This window comes from Agrobacterium sp. SORGH_AS_0440 (assembly GCF_031453135.1).
GTDB classification, from domain to species: domain Bacteria; phylum Pseudomonadota; class Alphaproteobacteria; order Rhizobiales; family Rhizobiaceae; genus Agrobacterium; species Agrobacterium pusense.
In genome coordinates this window covers 138,760-157,549 of sequence record NZ_JAVIYR010000002.1, presented here as the reverse complement: position 1 = coordinate 157,549, position 18,790 = coordinate 138,760, and the positions used below count along the sequence as shown (strand labels likewise).

Here is an 18,790-nt window from a genome sequence, read left to right as displayed (position 1 = left end):
ATTTATCTGAAAAAGCGACAACAAGTCCAGAGCACCGGCCCGGCAAATGCCTCACCAGGCCGCCCGCGCGTTGATTTCCCGGCAACCTCATTATCGTTTTCAGCCAGGGGCTACGGGCACGCCGCGTCAGAAAGTCGGATCAACGGGATTGATGCCGGGGTACCAATCCTTGGAAACGGGGTTACGTCCGCCAAAGCTGGAAATACCGTTTTCATCGGTGCAGCGGTAACCCTGGACGGGAAGTCCGCGACTGCCGAAGACGGTCCGGTAGGGCCCACGTGAATATCCGGTGCTTCCCAGTTCGCTATGGCAGTTATAACGGACCTTGGGTTGGAGCGTTCGAGGGTCTTTTACACCGGGCAGGTTGGCATAGGCGTCGGGTGCCGGGGCAAAACCGTTCTGGAACACCGTCTGGGCCTCTGCCGAAGTGCTCAATAAGACCGCCGCGAGGATCGCTGCCAATCGTGCCGCCGTTCTTGTCTTCATGAGTGTCCGTCCCGTACCATTATTGACAGCATGTAGGCCGGCGACGGCTGTCGCACAAAGGGCAAGACGGGAACAATTTCGTGAAGCGCTCCCTCAGTCCTCCAGGCGACGGAACGCCGTCGGCTTTTCATAAAGCCAACCGATGCGCTCAATGGCTGCAGCGAGATTTTCGCGCGCGACATTCATGGTATGGCCGTTGGCGTGCAGCAGCGTTTCCTCATTTTCCATCAGCCCGACATGGCCTTTCCAGAAAACCAGATCGCCGCGCCGCAACTCGTCCCGCTCTATTTCCACACCGAGCGATTTCACCTGCATGTCGGTATCGCGCAGCACCCGCCGGCCCGCCATCGCCATGGAAAGCTGTACGAGGCCTGAACAATCGATACCAAAGCCGGAGCGACCGCCCCACAGATAGGGGGTTTCGATGAAGCGCAACGCCACCGCGACATAGTCGTCGTCAGCGGCAGCATCGACGGTCCGGCAGTGGGCGGCAATGACGCCTTCGCCATTTTCGGTCATGAGATACCGGGTGCCACGGGTCTCCTCTTCACCGACGATCCGGATCAAGCTGCCCATGGACAGCGCCGCCACCGGTGGCTTGCGCAGTTCGGCCGAAGGATAAACAAAGGTACGGGGAGCAACGATACGGTGAGTGGCCGCGACGACATCACCAATGGCCGTTTCCGGCACGTAACCCGCATAACCATCCGCATCCGCCTGCACCCAGGCCCAGCCGTTCGCCCTGTCGAAAACGCGCAGGGTCTCGCCGAACAGCAGTTCAGTATCGATACCGGCGACAAGGTCCGGCGTGGGCCGCAGGCCGATGACAGGTACCACGACCTGTGCGGGAGATCCGCGGACGAAACGATCGGCCTGCACCGCCCCTTGCAGTTTTTCGTCGGCGAGATCGGAGCGGAAGACATTCAGGCGGCGGTCGAGCATCATGGGGTTCACGTCCAGAGGTTAGATATTACGGGCCTGATCAATAATCAGATCGCCGAATTTTTCCAGATAAAGCGCACCTGCGACGGTGCGCTTTATCACGACATTGCGCCTGTCCCGCTCATCCCGGGCCCGGTCAACCAGCCCTAGCGCGCCGAGACTGTCGAGCGCGCGGGTGATGACCGGCTTGGTCACGCCCAGCAGGCCGGCGAGGCCGCGCACGGTATGCGGCGGCGGCACAAGATAAATCTGCAGCAGGATGGCCGTCTGACGCAAGGTCAAATCGGGCGCATCGGCCGTGACCTGCGCCATCGAGACGCGATGCCAGAGCCCGAGGGCGGCCGTGGGCGAAAGTTCTGCAGGCAAGCCGATAAACCTTCCAGTCGTTGTCCTATCGTTTTCATGCAACAGCGCGAAAAACTCAAGAACCATCCCCACAAACAGAACCGCCGCACGGCGCAGATCCGAAAGATCGCGCGGCGCGGCGGTAATTGTTGACCCGTTTTTGGGCCATATGTCCCCTCTGGACTTGCAAGATGAGATGCAGAAATCGTGCCAGTTTTGCTGCGCCGCACAAGTATATTTTAAATCAGTGACTTAATGGATAAATGACGCGCGCAGCGAAGGCGTTTGCAAGGCGTAAATGGCGATAAAAAGAGGCAAGAACGAACTCAATGCTTAAAAACTGTCTCCCGCCGTGACGGCGGAAGACAGGGGTATTGTGGATCAAATCTCTGCGCCGCGTGCGGCATCGACTGCATCGGCATTCTGCTGCCGATTATAGCGGATCGACGACCAGAGCGAGATACCGATCAGGGTTGCGCCGCCAAGGCCCGTGATGACTTCAGGTATATGCACCATGGTCTGCACATACATGATGACCGACAGGATCAGGATCGCATAAAAGGCGCCGTGCTCGAGATAGCGATATTCGGCAAGCGTTCCTTTCTCGACCAGCATGATGGTCATCGAGCGCACGTACATGGCGCCGATGCCGAGGCCGATGGCGATGATGAACAGGTTCTGCGTCAGCGCAAAGGCACCGATCACGCCATCGAAGGAGAAGCTGGCGTCAAGCACTTCGAGATAAAGAAACGCACCGAAACCGCCCTTTGCTGCGCCCTTCCAGCATTTCCTGGCTACGATCGAGAATGCCGCCGACAACTTCTACCAGCAGGAAGGTCAAGAGACCCCAGATCGCCGAATGGAAGAACGTGTTGGCCGCGACCGGACCGAGTTCCGGGTTGTCGCTGGCGCCGATGATGCGCGAAAAGATCAGCATGACAACAAGCACGAAGGCGATCTCGATGCCCTTGACGGAAGAATAGGTCGCAGCCTTTTCCTCGATCCAGCGCACCCAATGCACGTCCTTTTCATGGTCAAAGAAGAAGTTGAGACCGACCATCATCAGGAAGGTGCCGCCGAAAGCCGCAATCGGCAGATGGGCATCCTGCATGATTTCCGCATAACGTTCCGGCTGGGTTGCCGCCATGACGATGGCCGTCCAGGGACCGACATTGGCAGCGACGACAACGATCAGCAGCGGGAAGACGATACGCATGCCGAAAACGGCAATGAGAATGCCCCATGTCAGGAAGCGGTGCTGCCAGACCGGCGTCATGTCCTTCAGCTTGTTCGCGTTGACGATGGCGTTATCGAAAGAAAGCGAGATTTCCAGCACCGCCAAGACGACGCAGATGAAGAAGATCGTCGCGGTACCGCCAACCGTACCGGTCATTTCCCAGCCAAGATAGCCGCCGAGGATGAGACCGACGATGGTGACGATAAAAGCCCACTTGAAGTAGGAGAGCGTGGTTTTCTGGGCAGCGCTCATGTCCGGTCACCGTTCATTACGAGGACGGTTGCAGACCGACGCGGGGCGTCAGGCCGCACGCAGAAAGCACGCGCGCGAAGCACATTCAGGTTTTTCATAGTTTTTAATCCGCCGGCGAATTTTGCAGGCGGTACCGACATCACGAGAGCGCCGTAAAACTCTCGCCAGAGGGGCCCGGCACCTTTGTTTCCTCTGCCCTTGCGAGACAAATCATCGCAGGGCCCCTTCTTACTCCCTGAAGATCACGCCTTCGTCAAGTCCCGTGATTGCAACCAGAGATCAAACCTGCTCTGCGGCCAGATCTTCGGCGGTTTCGCGACGGCGTTTGAGCGTATTTTCGCGAAAGAAGATGTAAAGGCCCGAAAGAACAATCAGGCCCGCGCCGACCACGATACTTGTCTGGGGCACATCGCCGAAGAACAGCCATCCAAAAATGACCGCCCAGAGCAGCAGCGTATATTGCAGCGGCGCAACCGTTGCAGCATCGGCAAGTTTGAGCGCCCGGTTGACCAGCACATGCGCCGCCATGGCGACGACGCCGAGCAGGCCGAGGAAGGCAAGATCAAAACCGGATTGCACCGGCAGCCATCCCGATGGCGTGACGAGCACGGCGACAATGCCCGCAAGCGCAGCGCCGATGATCTGCCAGAAGGCGAGCACCGTGTCGGGCGTATTGCGCAGCTGGCGGCCGGACAACATCATGAATGCAAAGGCAGCGCTGCCGAGGATAGAAAAGAGTGCAGCGGAGGTGAGGCTTGCCGAGCTCGGCTTGAGCGCGATGAGAACGCCGACAAAACCGATGCCAATGGCCGTCCATCTACGCCAGCCGACCTTTTCTCCGAGCAGAAACGGGGAGAGCGCAGCCACGTAAATCGGCGCCGCGAGCCAATAGGTCATGACGTCCGCCAGGGGCAGCGCCGCGACCGCGAAATAGAAACAGAAAAGCTCGGCCGTGGAGAAAAAGACGCGCGCCGCCTGAAGGCCGGGCCGCTCGATTTTCACGAGGCCGGAGAGGCCGGCTCTCCAGACGATCGGAACAAGGATGACCAGCGCCGCGGCGCTTCGGATAAGGATCACCTGGCCCTGGCTGTAGGTCGATACGAGCCATTTTCCCATGGCGTCGTTCAACGCAAACAGCAGCATTCCAAGCAGCATCACGGCCACGCCGAGGCCCGTCGGCGAAAGCTTTTTTATCATAGTCGACATGTCAGTTCCGATCTCCCAATGGTTGCATTGGTCGTCCAACCAGCCGTCCTTTGTCAAGTCCAGAACGGACGGGTTTGCACAATTAATAGTACTATTACGCCGGGGCTTCGGATATCAGGTGAAGATGCGTCGTTCTTCGGCCACGAGTTCCTGGAGAAAATTGACCACAGTGCGGACACGGACCAACTGGCGAGCGGATTCGTGATAAGCTGTCCAATAGGACCGGCTGATGGTGAGATGCGGGATGATCCGTATAAGTTCGGGATATTGGCCCGCGATGTAATTGTGCAGGATGCCGATCCCTGCACCGGATCGTACTGCCTCCGTCTGGCCGGTAGCGCTTGAGATTTCAAAGGCGGCGTCCCAGTCACGCATGATTTCGCCGGTGAAGTTCAGCGAAGGCGAAAAGATCAGGTCCTCCACGTAACCGATCCGCCGGTGGCGTTTCAGTGCCTCGACATCATCAGGCGTTCCGTAGTCAGCCAGATAATTCGCCGAGGCATAGAGGCCGAGTGAATAATCGGTGAGCTTGGAAAACATCAGCCTGCCCTGTTCCGGCCTTTCGATAGTGATGGCGATATCGGCCTCACGTTGCGACAGCGAAAAGGAACGCGGCACCGGAACGAGCTGGATTTTCAGATCCGGATAACGCGCCGTCAGTCTGCCAAGCCTTGGCGCGAGGAAGGATACGCCGAGGCCGTCCGGCGCGCCGATGCGCACCGTTCCCGCAACCGCAGTATCGACGCGACCAAGATTGGCCTGGGCATTCAGCATTTCAGTTTCCATGCGCTCCGCACTCGCAAGAAGCCGCTGACCCTCCTCCGTCAGTTCGCAGCCATTGGTGCTGCGCAGGAAGAGCTGGGTGCCGATGGCGGCTTCCAGCGCGGAAACCCGGCGGCTGAGAGTGGCGTGGTTCACACCGAGCTTTCTGGCCGCGGAAAGAAACTGGCCGCTTCGCGCCACGCTCAGGAACAAACGTACATCATCCCAGTTCATGCCACGTTCCTTGTGTCTATTTTTGCACAATTGATGCTTATTTCAGGCGATTGATTTGTGCAAATCGAAAGGCAATGCTGCGCCATCACATTCTGGAGGAACACCATGAAGGAAATCGGTCATTTCATTAATGGCAAACATGTGCCGGGCACCAGCGGCCGCACATCGAATGTCTACAATCCGGCCACGGGCGAAGTTCAGGCTACGGTCGCGCTTGCCAACGACGCCGAACTGCGCGCGGCTGTCGAAAGCGCCAAGGCGGCACAGCCGAAATGGGCTGCGACCAATCCGCAGCGTCGTGCCCGCGTTTTCTTCAAGTTCGTCGAACTTCTGAACCGAGACATGAACGAGTTGGCGGTGCTGCTCTCCAGCGAGCACGGCAAGACCGTCGAAGATTCCAAGGGCGATATCGTCCGCGGACTTGAAGTCTGCGAATTCGTCTGCGGCATTCCGCATCTGCAGAAGGGTGAGTTCACCGAAGGCGCAGGCCCGGCCATCGACATGTATTCGATCCGCCAGCCGGTCGGCATCGGCGCAGGCATCACCCCGTTCAACTTCCCCGGCATGATCCCGATGTGGATGTTCGCCCCGGCGATCGCCTGCGGCAACGCCTTCATCCTCAAGCCTTCCGAGCGCGACCCGTCGCTGCCGATCCGCCTCGCGGAACTGATGATCGAAGCCGGTCTTCCGGCCGGCATCCTGAACGTCGTCAACGGCGACAAGGGTGCCGTCGACGCCATCCTCACCGATCCCGATATCGGCGCGGTTTCCTTCGTCGGCTCGACGCCGATCGCCCGTTACGTCTATGGCACCGCTGCCATGAACGGCAAGCGCGCGCAGTGCTTCGGCGGCGCGAAGAACCACATGATCATCATGCCGGACGCCGATCTCGATCAGGCCGTGAACGCGCTGATGGGCGCCGGTTACGGTTCGGCCGGCGAGCGCTGCATGGCTGTTTCCGTTGCAGTTCCTGTCGGCGAAGAGACGGCAAACCGTCTCGTTGAAAAGCTCATTCCGCAGATCGAGGCACTGAAGATCGGTCCTTACACCGACGACAAGGCCGATATGGGCCCGCTTGTCACCAAGGAAGCCCAGACGCGCGTCAAGGGCCTGATCGACAGCGGCGTGGAACAGGGCGCAAAGCTCCTGGTCGACGGCCGCGACTTCAAGCTGCAGGGCTATGAAGACGGCTATTTTGTCGGCGGCTGCCTGTTCGACCACGTCACCCCTGACATGGACATCTACAAGACGGAAATCTTCGGACCGGTTCTGTCTGTCGTTCGTGCCAAGAACTACGAAGAGGCGCTGGAACTGCCGATGAAGCATGAATATGGCAACGGCGTCGCCATCTTCACCCGCGACGGCGATGCAGCCCGCGATTTCGCAAGCCGCGTCAATATCGGCATGATCGGCATCAACGTTCCGATCCCGGTTCCGCTCGCCTACCATTCCTTCGGCGGCTGGAAGGCTTCGAGCTTCGGCGACCTCAACCAGCACGGCACGGATTCGATCAAGTTCTGGACGAAGACCAAGACCATCACCTCGCGCTGGCCGTCTGGCATCAAGTCGGGTGCCGAATTCGTCATGCCGACGATGAAATAAGCCGCAAGCAGGCAATACAAAAAAGCCCCGCTGTTTTGCAGCGGGGCTTTTTTGACTGGAATTCATCCGTGCTGGAAGCAGGGCCTGAGATCAGTTGGTCGGGCCGTCATTAAAGCCCACTTCGTCCACCAGTTCGGATGCCTGCTTGCGATGGGCCGCGATGTCCGTCAGCGGCAACCTGTCCGGATTGATGGGGCCGAAGCCCTTCACCACATCCGATGGCTCGGCGCCGGGCAGCACCGGATATTCGAAGACCTGCCTGGCATAGATTTCCTGTGCCTCGCGCGATGCCAGGAATTCCATGAGTTTCAGGGCATAGTCCTTGTTGGGGGCGTATTTCGTCAGGGCCATGCCGGAAATATTCACATGGGTGCCGCGGTCGCCCGCATTGGGAAAGATGACGCGCACGGATCCCGCCCATTCCTTTTCTTCCGGCTCGCGGTCATTTGTCAGCATCAGGCCGACATAATAGGTGTTGCCAAGGGCAATATCACACTCCCCGGAAAAGATTGATTTCGCCTGGCTGCGGTCGGTTCCATCAGGTTTGCGGGCAAGGTTGTTCTTCAGGCCGGTAAGCCAGGTGCGGGTATAATCGACACCATGATGTGCAATCATTGAGGCGATCAGCGCAATATTATAGGAATGCTGGCCGTCGCGAATGCAGATCTTGCCCTTCCATTTCGGATCCGCCAGTTCCTCATAGGTGATATCCTTCTGGCTCACCCGCTCCTTCGAGGCATAGACAACCCGGCCGCGTGTCGTCAGGCCGAACCATTCGCCCTCGGGATCACGCAGATTGGCGGGGATATCCTTTTCGATGACGGGATCGTTGAGAACAGGCTGCGTGACACCGCCCTCCTTGGCCTCGACCAGACGGGCGATATCGACCGTCAACAGCACATCGGCCGGCGAATTGACGCCTTCTGCCTGGATGCGTTCCACCAGTCCCTTGTCGAGAAAAAGAACATTCGTCTCTATTCCCGTTTCCTTGGTAAAGGCGTCGAGCAGCGGCTGGATCAATTCAGGCTGGCGATAGGAATAGACATTAACCTCTCCCTCTGCCCAGGCTTTGGGTGTGCAGGAAAGGATCATCATCCCTGAAAAAACGGCAGCGGAAAAATATGATTTCAAGCTTGCCATTGTGAATGCCTCCATTACATTCCGATTCTTGACTTGTTTGTTCATGAATCATGAAGGCGGTCAACAAGGCTGTTTGAGAAATCTCGGATGGATGCCAGTTTTTTCGGTTTCTGGAATTGTTCTAAACTGAAAAAGAGACTATATAACTCCACATTGAGAGTTAGGAGACCAGCATGCGCTTGACCAAACAGACCAACTATGCCGTGCGCATGTTGATGTACTGCGCCGCAAATGAAGGCCATCTGAGCCGCATTCCGGAGATTGCCAAGGCCTATGGCGTTTCCGAGCTGTTCCTGTTCAAGATCCTCCAGCCGCTCAACAAGGCCGGCCTGGTGGAAACAGTTCGCGGCCGCAATGGCGGCGTGCGGCTTGGCAAGCCTGCCGAAAAGATCAGCCTGTTCGATGTGGTCAGGGTCACCGAAGACAGCTTCGCCATGGCGGAATGTTTCGAGGACGGCGCCGTCGAATGTCCTCTTGTTGACAGCTGCGGCCTGAACTCTGCGCTGCGCAAGGCGCTCAACGCCTTCTTCGACGTGCTGGCCGAATATTCGATCGACGATCTCGTCAAGGCTCGGCCGCAGATCAACTTTCTGCTTGGCCTCGACACCACGATGCCGAAGGTCGCTGCCCTTCCGGCTGCATGATCGTCTTATTGCTTCCCTGGCGATTACACCATAGCCCGTGCCCATGAGGTCACGGGCTTTTCTTTAAGGAAGCCGCGCGAGACAGAATATTTTTGATCCCGCGTGTTGACCTCGCGAACGGAAGCGGCGCATTTGGTCGCGAGCTTTTTCAAGCAACCAATCAGCGTCGCAATGATCATCAAGCCTGAATTCCATACATTTGCGCTTACCGCGCTCATCGGCAGCATAGGTGCGCTGCTCGCCAGCCTCATCGATATCCCGGCACCCTTTCTATCCGGCCCGGCACTTGCGGTGACGATCTCTGGACTGGCAGGCCTCAGGCTTGGCATTCCCGCCTTCATCCGCAATGCCTGTTTCGTCGTTGTCGGCATTTCGATGGGAACGAGCGTGACGCCCTCCGTGATAGACGCTGCGAAGACCTGGCCGGTGAGCTTTGTCGTCGTCCTCGTCGCTGTCGTCATCATGCTCTATGTCGCTTACTGGATACTGCATTACGGTTTCGGCTACGACCGGACCACGGCAATGCTCGGCGCTTCCCCCGGCCACCTCAGCTATATCATCAGCCTCGGGGCCGAGACGAAAAGCGACCTCGCAACCGTCAGCATCGTGCAAAGCGTCAGGGTACTTGCGCTCACTCTTTCCGTACCGCTGATCGTGGAATATTTCGATCTTGTCAGCACCGAACCGCTCCTCACCAAACCGCCGATGGATCTCCTCACCTTGGGACTGACCATCGTCGCTTCCCTGCTGACCGGCTGGCTTTTCCTGCGCTGGAAGTTTCCTGCTGCCCTGCTGCTCGGCGGCGTCGCGATCTCCATTGGCACGCATATTACCGGCCTCACTGAAGGCGGCGTCCCGACCTGGCTCAGCCTTCCAGTGTATGTGCTGATCGGCTGCCTGATCGGGACACGGTTTTCGAATGTCTCGCTGATGGAGGTGCGCAAGGGCTTTGTAGCGGGCTTTGTCGTCACCATCGCCGTCATGGTGATCGCCGGCAGTATTGCCTGGATGATTTCCCACGTGACCGGCGTTCCGCTCAATGCGGTAATGATCGCCTATTCACCGGGTGGCCTCGAAACGATGGCTGCGATGGCGGTCATGATGCACGCAGATACCGCCTATGTCGGCTCGCATCACGTCATCAGGCTTCTGTTCCTGTCGGTTCTTATGCCGCTCGTCATGGGAAAGGATGCCCGAAACACGAGACGGCGAAACCTGACATCTGCCGGAAAAATGCTGGCAGCATTGCAACCTTTTTCTCTCCGGTACGTTCAGGCTTAGCCGCAATTGCGGGCGGCGACCTTTCGCCTGCTCGGCAGGCTGACCCATCGGAGGACCATTCATGAACCGCTTGATGACGTTGACGGGCGCCGGACTTGCGCTTGCCTTTTCTGTTTCGATCGCTCAGGCGCAAGTGGTCGTGTCGTCGAAAATCGACACGGAGGGTGGCGTTCTCGGCAACATCATTCTCGCCGTTCTCAGCAAGAACAATATCGAGACGACGGATCGCATTCAGCTCGGCGCAACGCCAGTCGTCAGAAAGGCGATTACCGCGGGCGAGATCGACATCTACCCCGAATATACCGGCAACGCCGCCTTCTTTTTCTCCAAGGCGGATGACCCGCTCTGGAAGGACGCCGCCAAGGCCTACCAGGAAGCAAAGACGCTCGACTATGACGCCAACAAGATCGTCTGGCTGACGCCCTCCCCGGCCAACAATACCTGGGCAATCGCGCTGCGAAAGGATGTTGCGGACAAAAACAAGCTGAAGACGCTCTCCGATTTCGGCAAATATGTTGCCGACGGCGGTGAAGTGGTTCTTGCCGCTTCTTCCGAATTCGTCAACTCGGCTGCTGCCCTGCCGGCGTTTCAGACCACTTATGGCTTCACCATGAAGCCGGACCAGTTGATCACGCTGTCCGGCGGCGATACGGCCGCTACCATCGCAGCCGCAGCCAACCAGACCAACAACGCCAATGCCGCCATGGTCTACGGCACGGATGGCGGCATCGCCCCGTCCGGTCTTGTGGTGCTGGAGGACGACAAACATGTGCAGCCTGTCTATCAGCCGGCGCCCATCATTCGCGAAGAAGTCCTGAAAAAGCATCCGAATATCGAGGAACTTTTGAAACCCGTGTTTGAAAAGCTCGATCTGGCGACCCTGCAGGAGCTTAACGCCCGTGTGCAGGTGGGCGGCGAGCAGGCAAAAACCGTCGCGCTCGACTTCCTGACCAAGAACGGCTTCGTCAAGTAATAGTCTGTGGTTCCGGGCGACGGGTCGGGAAAAATTCGTTCTTCCGGCCTTCGCCTGATCGATGAGACAGGGGAGTGGGATTTGACGAAATGGCCTGACAAGGTGGGGGTGGTGATTTCATGCCTGCTTCTCTATGCGCTTCTCGTGGCGCCCTTCATGACATTCCGTGCAAACCGGATCGTTCAGGGTGAGACACGAACGGTTTTCGAAGCCCTCCCGGCTTTGGCTGCCGCCATTATCACCACCGTCGTTCTTCTTGCTGCATTCATCGCGTTCTTTCGCTTTTCCGCCCGCCTCAAACTCACGATTGCGCTGGTCGGGCTTGCAGTACTGGCGGTTTTCGTCGGTCAGGCTGCTTCTTTCCTGACACCGGAGGGCAATAGTTTTGCCCGCGTCTCGCCTGCCAGCGGTTTCTGGCTGATTTTTGCCGGGCTGGCCCTGCTTGCTACGGATTGTATAGCCCGTCTCAGGCCCAGGCCCGTCGTTCGGATTTTGCTGTTGCTGCTGGCGGCGGCTGCACTTGCGGCCGTGCTGACAAGCGGTCTCTGGAACGATCTCTCGATCATCAGGGAATATACCGGGAGAGCCGACACATTCTGGACCGAAGCACTGCGGCACGTGCAGCTCGCCATCGGCTCGCTCGTTGCGGCGACGCTCGTGGGCATTCCGCTCGGCCTCCTCTGCTACAAGGTGGAGCGGCTGCGGGCGAGCGTGCTGAACACCCTCAACATCGTCCAGACCATACCCTCCATCGCTCTTTTCGGTTTGCTGATCGCGCCGCTTGGATGGATCGCAGCGACGGTGCCGGGCGCGGCAAAGATCGGCATCGCCGGCATAGGCATGGCGCCCGCCTTCGTGGCGCTATTTCTCTATTCGCTGCTACCGGTGGTTTCCAACACGGTGGTTGGCCTTTCCGGTGTTTCGCGAGCAGTCCGGGAGGCAGCGCGCGGACTCGGGATGACTTCGACGCAAAGCCTGCTGCGGGTGGAGTTTCCGCTGGCCATGCCGGTCATCCTCACCGGCATCCGCATCGTGCTGGTGCAGAATATTGGGCTCGCGACGATCGCGGCGCTGATTGGCGGCGGTGGTTTTGGCGTTTTCGTCTTCCAGGGCATCGGGCAGACGGCGATGGACCTCGTGCTGCTGGGTACCGTGCCGACCGTTTTCCTCGGCTTTGCGGCTGCAATCATGCTTGACGCCCTCATCGACAGCAATCTCTTCAGCGCAGGCGGAAGGCAAAAGGCATGATCGAGATCGACACCATCACGAAGCGATATGGCGATACGACCGTTGTGGACCAGGTGTCACTAACGGTCGCGCCGCGCACCGTCACCGTCATCGTCGGCACGTCGGGGTCGGGAAAAACCACCCTGCTGCGCATGATAAACCGGCTGGTGGAGCCAACTTCCGGCGCAATCCGAATAGACGGAAAAGATGCCAGCGCGATACCCGGATTCAGGCTTCGCCGCCAGATAGGCTATGCCATTCAGGGCCATGGCCTGTTTCCGCATCGAACGGTGGCGGAGAATATCGCGACCGTGCCGCAGCTGATCGGCTGGGACCGCAAACGCATCGCTGCGAAGATCGATGCGCTGATGCACCTCTTCCAGCTCGAACCTGCACTTTATGCCGAGCGTTTCCCGCATGAACTTTCCGGAGGCCAGCAGCAGCGTGTCGGCGTGGCGCGGGCGCTGGCCGCTGAACCGAACATTCTCCTGATGGACGAGCCATTCGGCGCTCTCGATCCGGTTATCCGGGCCAAGGCCCAGAAAGACCTCATCGATATACAGAAGAAGCTGGGCGTGACCGTCGTTCTCGTCACGCACGACATGGACGAGGCTTTTCATCTGGCTGATCGTATTGCAGTCATGGACAAGGGACGTATCGTGCAGGACTGTCCGCCGGCAGAACTGGTGCTGAAACCCGCGAATGACTTCGTGCGCACCATGATCGGGGAAAACGAACGCGCGCTGAAACTGCTCTCGGTCCTCTCGGTTGCCGATGTCGTGGAGCCGGGAAGCGCCGAGGGCGAGCCGCTAAGCGAACATACAAGCCAGCGCGACGCGCTTTCGGCCATGTTATGGGCGGGCCGCGATGTCCTGCCAGTGATAAAAGACAGCGGACAGCCCGCGGGCCTGGTGCGGCGTGACGTTCTCCTCCAGCGCGCCGCCGGAAACCGATGAGAAAAGCCGCTTCTTTCTTCGCCCTGGGATTTCTGGTGCTGGCGCTGATGGCGTTTCTTGCCTCGCCCCAGAGCTTCTCGCCCCTGTTCAGCCCCCTTGTGCAGGCCAATGCGCCAGCCATCTACACGCAGGCCAATCTGCTTTCCCTCACCCTTTCGCATCTCGCCACTGTCGCTATCGCAACGGGGCTTGCCGCCATGATGGCGGGTGCGCTCGCCATTCTCGTAACCCGGCCCTTCGGAAGGGATTTCCTTCCGCTCTCCCGCAGCATCGTCAATATCGGCCAGACCTTTCCCCCTGTAGCGGTTCTGGCGCTCGCGGTGCCGATAATCGGTTTTGGCGAAAAACCCACTCTGATCGCGCTGTTTCTTTATGCCCTGCTGCCCGTCTTCGAAAATACGCTGACCGGACTTACCACCCTTCCGCCAGCAGTGGTGGATGCCGCAAAAGGCAGCGGCATGACCGGCTGGCAACGGCTCGTAAAAGTGGAGCTGCCGCTCGCCCTGCCGGCCATCCTCGCCGGGATCCGACTTTCGGCGGTCATCAGCCTTTCCACCGCCACCATCGGCTCAACGGTTGCCGCAAGGACGCTTGGGGAAGTTATCATCGCCGGCCTGCAATCCAACAATCTCGCTTTCATCCTTCAGGGCGGGCTTATCGTTGCGGCACTGGCGATCCTGATCCACACCGGCTTTTCCGCCCTGGAAAGGACCGCGGCCCGCAGAACCGGGCAATGAACAGGACATGCGTCACATTTTATATTCCCGGCGTTCGCCGCACATGGTAGGGGCAAACCGTCGAAACAGAAATTTCAGAGGTTCGGGTGACACAGGCAATCGTCGTGATGGGAGTGAGCGGTTCTGGCAAGTCCACGGTCGCGGAAGGTCTGGCGGAAAAACTGGGCATTGCCTTTATTGAGGGCGATAAACTCCACCCCAAATCCAATGTCGAAAAGATGTCAGAGGGTATTCCTCTTACTGATGAAGACCGCTGGCCCTGGCTCGATCTCGTCGGCGCGGAACTTCGCAAAGGCAGCGAAAGCAACGGTATTGTCGTTTCCTGCTCGGCGCTCAAGAAAATCTATCGCGACCGCCTCCGCCAGGCCACAGGCGGCCCGCTGGCGTTCGTCTATCTGGATGGCAGCCTGGAACTGCTTAGCCGCCGGATGGGCGAGCGCAAGGGCCATTTCATGCCGCTCTCGCTGCTTCAGACCCAGCTTGCCACGCTGGAAGTACCGACGGGAGAGCCCGGCGTCGTGGCCGTCAGCATCGATACGACCCCGGAAGAGATCGTTTCGAACGCGCTTTCCGCTTTGAAAACGGTCGCGTTTTAAAGCCCGAGCCTGTCTCTCAGGCCATACCACCAGGCGCCAAGTACGGTCAGCGGAACGCGGAACGTCTTGCCACCCGGGAAGGGATAGTTCGGCAAGGAGCTCCAGATATCGAAACGTTCGGCGTGGCCTGCAACGGCCTCGCCCAATATCTTGCCGAGCAGATGCGTGGTCGTTACCCCGTGACCGCTGTCGCCATGGGAAAAGTAGATATTGTCCGACAGTTTGCCCATGTGCGGAATACGCGTCAGGGTCAAGGCGAAGTTGCCGCTCCAGGCATACTCAATCTTTATCTTTTCCAGCTGCGGGAAGGTCTTCAGCATGTTCGGGCGGATCACGCCTGTCAGGTCGGCCGGATCGCTGCCGCCATAACCGATACCTCCGCCGTAAAGCAGACGGTTGTCCGAGGTGCGACGGTAATAATCGAGAATGTAATTGGCATCTTCGACGCAGTAATTGGCGGGCAGAAGCGCCTCGATCAGATCGGCGTTAAGCGGCTCCGTTGCCATGACCTGACTCGAGACCGGCATCATCCGTTCGCCAATTTCCGGCAGCAACTTGCCGAGATAAGCATTGCCGCAGACGAGAACATATTTCGCCCTCACGCTGCCCGTTGCCGTCCGCACGACGGGGTTTTCCCCCTGCTCTACCGCAATGACCCGCGAATTTTCGAATATCCGAGCGCCCAGGCTTTCGGCAGCCACCGCCTCGCCCTGCACGAGATTAAGAGGATGGATATGGCCGCCGAAACGATCGATCATGCCACCGGCGTAACGATCGGTCTTCACGTAGCGGCCGACATCCGCTCCGGAGACCATTTCCAGGCCGCCATGACCATGTTTTTCCCAATGGGCCTTGTGTGCCTCCATTTCGCGAATCTGCTTTGACGTGAAGGCGGCGAAGAAACCGCCGTCGACCAGATCGCAGTCGATGGCATATTTGGTGACGCGGTTGCGGATGATCGCGCCGCCTTCAAGCGACATCTCCCCAAGCTTCACTGCCTTGTCATGCCCGTAGCGGCCGGCGATGGTCTCGAGATCCCGGCTGTAACCGTTGACGATCTGCCCGCCGTTGCGCCCCGATGCGCCGAAGCCCACCCGCACGCCTTCCAGCACAATGACCGCGTAGCCACGTTCACTGAGTTCAAGGGCGGCGGAAATGCCGGTGAAACCGCCGCCGATCACGCAGACATCGGCTTCCAGCGCGCCCTCAAGCGTCGGGCGCACGGTTTTGACATTGGCGGAGGCCGCATACCATGACGATGTGTGGCCGGGATTGGGAATGTTGGTGACCTCAGCCATTTCACACCGTCCTGATATAGGCGTCATATTCGACGTCGGTTACACGCAGGGAGAATTCGGAAAGCTCCTGCTGTTTGCAGGCGGAAAACAGCGTACGGTATTTCTGGCCAAGCGTCGCATAGGCGAAGCTGGACCGCGTGAAGCGTTGCAGCGCATAGTCCCAGTTGGTGGGCAGCGGCTCATGGTTGATCGCGTGACTGTCGCCGGAAATCGCGCCGCCGGGCTGGCGCTTCTCCTTCATGCCGGCGAGCGCGGCGCTCAGTATCATCGCGAGAACCAGATAGGGGTTGGTGTCGGCGCCGGCGACGCGGTGTTCGATACGCGTCGCCGCCTTGCTGGCAACAATGACGCGCACCGCTGCTGAGCGGTTATCGATACCCCAGGAGGCGTAGGTCGGCGCATGTTCGCTCGGTGTGAGACGGCGATAGGAATTGGCATGAGGTGCAAAGATCGCCATGCTCTCTCCCATGTTTTCAAGGAGGCCGCCGACCGAATGCAGCAGCGCATCCGAAGGGCCGTTTTCTCCCGCGTAGATATTCCTGCCATCCCTGTCGAGAACGGAGAAATGCACATGCATGCCATTGCCTGCCTGCAGCCCATAGGGCTTGGCCATGAAGGTGGCGTCGAGGTCATGCCGGCGCGCCACTCCTTTAACGATACGCTTCAGAAAAACGGCAAAATCGGCAGCCTGCAACGCGTCAGGCACGTGATTGAGGTTGATCTCATATTGGCCGGGACCGTTTTCCCGCAGCGTCGTATCGGCAAGCACGCCCTGCGCGCGGCACGCTGTCGCGATGTCGTGGAAAACATCTTCGAAATCCTGCAACTCTGAAATCGACAGGACCTGCGTCTGGCCCGTATGCCACCGGCCCTCGCGGCTGTGCGGCGGACGCACGGGATCGAGCGCCGAACGAACGGGATCGATCAGGTAAAACTCGAGTTCAGTGGCCACGACAGGGGTCAAACCCGCTTTTTTATAAGCATTGAGAACCTGCGCCAGAACATGGCGCGGATCGCCGTAAAAACCGGTTCCATCCGGATTCTTCATGGCGAGCAAAACCTGCGCCGTCGGCCGGCCGAGCCATGTCACCCGCGACAGTGTGCCGGGAACGGGAAAGCAGAAGCCGTCCGGATCACCCGTGCCCTCCGCGAGGCCCGCAGCGTGGACATCACGGCCCCAGATATCCAGCGCATAAACGGAACGGGGAATGGCCATCCCCTTTTCAAGCACGTCGATTGCCCGTTCGCGCGGAATCCATTTGCCGCGCGGCACGCCGTTGGCATCTATGACAAAGGCTTCGAGTATTTCGATATCGGGGTTATCGACGAAAAATTTCTTTGCGTTTTCAATATCATCCATCATGCACCAGCAAGCCGTTTCCATCTCTGATCATGCGCAGCAATCTTCGCTAGCGAAAATCATCCTGCTGCTGATAGATGAGAAACCTCGCCACCATGATGACGTCTGCCCCTTTTCCCCTTTGCATGGGACCATGTTACGTGGCCCGCTCGCAGAAGGCCAGCGGATTTCGTTCTCAGGGATTGAACCTTCCCGGGCGATACGCGTCAATCGCGATAACAGGCGTTTCGCCCAGCATCGTTTCAGCCAGAACACGACCGGTAATGGGCCCGAGCGTCAGCCCGTGATGGGCGTGGCCGAAGGCAAACCATAAAGTCCGGTGACGTGGCGCCTTGCCGATTATCGGCATCATATCCGGCGTGCAGGGCCGGGCACCCATCCACGGTTCCGCATCCAGCCGGCCGCCAAGAGGAAAGACGGTCCGCGCCACCCGCTCCGCCCGTTCAATCTGCACGGGCGATTTCGGCGCATCGCGTTCGGCAAATTCCGCCCCCGTCGTCAGCCGGATACCTTTTCGCATCGGCGCAAGGAAATATCCCCGCTCTGCATCGATCAGCCAGTTATTGAGCTTAGTGCCTTCCTGCGGCGCGTAATGCATGTGATAACCGCGCTTCACGCCGAGCGGAAAACGGTAGCCCAGTCGCTCGGTGACGGTATCCGCCCAGGGGCCTAACGCCACGACGGCATGTTCGGCCTCGACTGCGCCGGTTTCGGTGCGCACCGCCCAACCGCTCGCCGTCTGACTGAGGGTGGACGCATCGCCCCTTGACACGCGTCCACCGAGGCTCTCGAACAGCCGGACATAAGCGAGCGTCAGCGCATGCGGATCGAGCACCGACCAGGGATCGTTCCATTTCAGGCCGCCGACGAAATCATGGCTCAGATGCGGTTCGGCAGCGGCAAGTTCCTCAGCGTCGAGTTTCGTATGGGAAATGCCATGGTCTCGCGCCAGACGTTCGGCAAAGGCAAAATCAGCGTCCCGCCGTGCGGCGGTTCGGTAGGCCTCCATCCAGCCATTCTTGACGATCAGGTCACCGGCTTTGGCCTCCTCGATCAGGATGTTGTGCTCGGATACCGAGTGCTCGATCAGCGGTGCATAGGCCCGGGCAATTGCCGCATGGCGCGCGGCTGCGGAATTATACCAGTAGCGGCCCAGAAAAGGCGCGATCTTGGGCAGAGCTGAGAGATGATAACGGGCATCGATGCTGTTATTCAGGGAATAGCGCAGCAGCAGGGCGATATCCTGCGGAAAGGCATAGGGCACCACACCTTCTCTCTGGATCAGCCCGGCATTGCCGAAAGAGGTTTCCTCACCCGGTCCGCGCCGGTCGACCAGCACCACCGACCTGCCCCTGCGGGCCAGCTGCAAGGCGGTGGAAACCCCAATGATCCCCGCCCCCAAAACGATCACATCCGCTGCCATGGCAATCAATCCGTCTCTGCGTCACATACCCAGCAACATGGGTCGGCATTTTTCGCGAAGCAACAGAAAAATCATTGCCTTAACAGAAA

The 18,790-nt window shown here is 59.0% G+C and carries 16 protein-coding genes and 2 pseudogenes; 8 read left to right on the top strand and 10 right to left on the bottom strand.

All coding sequences use genetic code 11. The annotated features are described in order from the left end of the window. Positions 1-126: 126 nt before the first annotated feature. The 6 genes and pseudogenes from QE453_RS09980 to QE453_RS09955 form a co-directional block, all read right to left on the bottom strand. Positions 127-486 carry a hypothetical protein gene (locus QE453_RS09980; RefSeq protein ID WP_072493832.1) on the bottom strand — a complete coding sequence of 120 codons (360 nt, stop codon included), beginning with the start codon at positions 484-486 and terminating at the stop codon, positions 127-129. Between the two features lie 93 nt (positions 487-579). Further along, complete coding sequence (locus QE453_RS09975; protein ID WP_278067152.1) at positions 580-1,431, bottom strand: C40 family peptidase; 852 nt, start codon at positions 1,429-1,431, stop codon at positions 580-582. Positions 1,432-1,449: 18 nt separating this feature from the next. Next, the gene (locus tag QE453_RS09970; protein ID WP_035206798.1) at positions 1,450-1,794 is read right to left on the bottom strand and encodes a helix-turn-helix domain-containing protein; all 345 of its coding nucleotides are present in this window, start codon (positions 1,792-1,794) and stop codon (positions 1,450-1,452) included. Positions 1,795-2,154: 360 nt separating this feature from the next. After that, positions 2,155-3,262, bottom strand: a pseudogene (locus QE453_RS09965) (DUF475 domain-containing protein). A 279-nt stretch (positions 3,263-3,541) separates the two neighbouring features. Further along, positions 3,542-4,459: a DMT family transporter gene (locus QE453_RS09960; RefSeq protein WP_006699764.1), complete on the bottom strand. Its 918-nt coding sequence runs from the start codon at positions 4,457-4,459 to the stop codon at positions 3,542-3,544. A 123-nt stretch (positions 4,460-4,582) separates the two neighbouring features. Next, positions 4,583-5,464, bottom strand: coding sequence for a LysR family transcriptional regulator (locus QE453_RS09955; RefSeq protein WP_004439288.1), 882 nt, complete (start codon positions 5,462-5,464; stop codon positions 4,583-4,585). Positions 5,465-5,569: 105 nt separating this feature from the next. Between QE453_RS09955 and QE453_RS09950 the strand changes: the two genes are divergently transcribed. Beyond that, the gene (locus tag QE453_RS09950) at positions 5,570-7,066 is read left to right on the top strand and encodes a CoA-acylating methylmalonate-semialdehyde dehydrogenase (protein ID WP_309776988.1); all 1,497 of its coding nucleotides are present in this window, start codon (positions 5,570-5,572) and stop codon (positions 7,064-7,066) included. Positions 7,067-7,156: 90 nt separating this feature from the next. On the opposite strand, the gene QE453_RS09945 is transcribed toward QE453_RS09950, so the two are convergent. Then, positions 7,157-8,161: a Fe(3+) ABC transporter substrate-binding protein gene (locus tag QE453_RS09945; protein ID WP_309778120.1), complete on the bottom strand. Its 1,005-nt coding sequence runs from the start codon at positions 8,159-8,161 to the stop codon at positions 7,157-7,159. A 218-nt stretch (positions 8,162-8,379) separates the two neighbouring features. On the opposite strand from QE453_RS09945, the gene rirA reads away from it, so the two are divergent. The 7 genes and pseudogenes from rirA (at position 8,380) to QE453_RS09910 (ending at position 14,620) form a co-directional block, all read left to right on the top strand. After that, positions 8,380-8,850, top strand: coding sequence for an iron-responsive transcriptional regulator RirA (gene rirA / locus QE453_RS09940; RefSeq protein ID WP_004439283.1), 471 nt, complete (start codon positions 8,380-8,382; stop codon positions 8,848-8,850). A gap of 171 nt (positions 8,851-9,021) precedes the next feature. After that, positions 9,022-10,069 (top strand): annotated as a pseudogene (locus QE453_RS09935) (AbrB family transcriptional regulator). Positions 10,070-10,192: 123 nt separating this feature from the next. Beyond that, entirely contained in the window at positions 10,193-11,104 is a 912-nt protein-coding gene (locus tag QE453_RS09930; protein WP_006699768.1) for an ABC transporter substrate-binding protein, read from the top strand. Positions 11,105-11,185: 81 nt separating this feature from the next. Beyond that, positions 11,186-12,352 carry an ABC transporter permease gene (locus QE453_RS09925; RefSeq protein ID WP_168247066.1) on the top strand — a complete coding sequence of 389 codons (1,167 nt, stop codon included), beginning with the start codon at positions 11,186-11,188 and terminating at the stop codon, positions 12,350-12,352. After that, positions 12,349-13,287 (top strand): ABC transporter ATP-binding protein, encoded by a 939-nt coding sequence (locus tag QE453_RS09920; RefSeq protein WP_309776985.1) that lies wholly within the window; start codon positions 12,349-12,351, stop codon positions 13,285-13,287. Before QE453_RS09925 ends, QE453_RS09920 begins: the two co-directional genes overlap by 4 nt. Continuing rightward, complete coding sequence (locus QE453_RS09915) at positions 13,284-14,024, top strand: ABC transporter permease (protein ID WP_309776983.1); 741 nt, start codon at positions 13,284-13,286, stop codon at positions 14,022-14,024. The genes QE453_RS09920 and QE453_RS09915 overlap by 4 nt, the downstream gene beginning before the upstream one ends. Positions 14,025-14,131: 107 nt before the next feature. Continuing rightward, positions 14,132-14,620 carry a gluconokinase gene (locus QE453_RS09910; protein WP_309778118.1) on the top strand — a complete coding sequence of 163 codons (489 nt, stop codon included), beginning with the start codon at positions 14,132-14,134 and terminating at the stop codon, positions 14,618-14,620. Here the strand turns inward: QE453_RS09910 and QE453_RS09905 are convergent. The 3 genes from QE453_RS09905 to QE453_RS09895 all read right to left on the bottom strand — a co-directional run bounded on the left by QE453_RS09905 (position 14,617) and on the right by QE453_RS09895 (position 18,701). Continuing rightward, entirely contained in the window at positions 14,617-15,918 is a 1,302-nt protein-coding gene (locus tag QE453_RS09905; RefSeq protein ID WP_309776982.1) for an FAD-binding oxidoreductase, read from the bottom strand. The two genes, QE453_RS09910 and QE453_RS09905, sit on opposite strands and share 4 nt — an antisense overlap. A gap of 1 nt (position 15,919) precedes the next feature. After that, positions 15,920-17,281 (bottom strand): glutamine synthetase family protein, encoded by a 1,362-nt coding sequence (locus tag QE453_RS09900; protein ID WP_004439273.1) that lies wholly within the window; start codon positions 17,279-17,281, stop codon positions 15,920-15,922. A 172-nt stretch (positions 17,282-17,453) separates the two neighbouring features. Continuing rightward, positions 17,454-18,701 carry an FAD-binding oxidoreductase gene (locus QE453_RS09895; RefSeq protein WP_244405402.1) on the bottom strand — a complete coding sequence of 416 codons (1,248 nt, stop codon included), beginning with the start codon at positions 18,699-18,701 and terminating at the stop codon, positions 17,454-17,456. Positions 18,702-18,790: the final 89 nt, after the last annotated feature.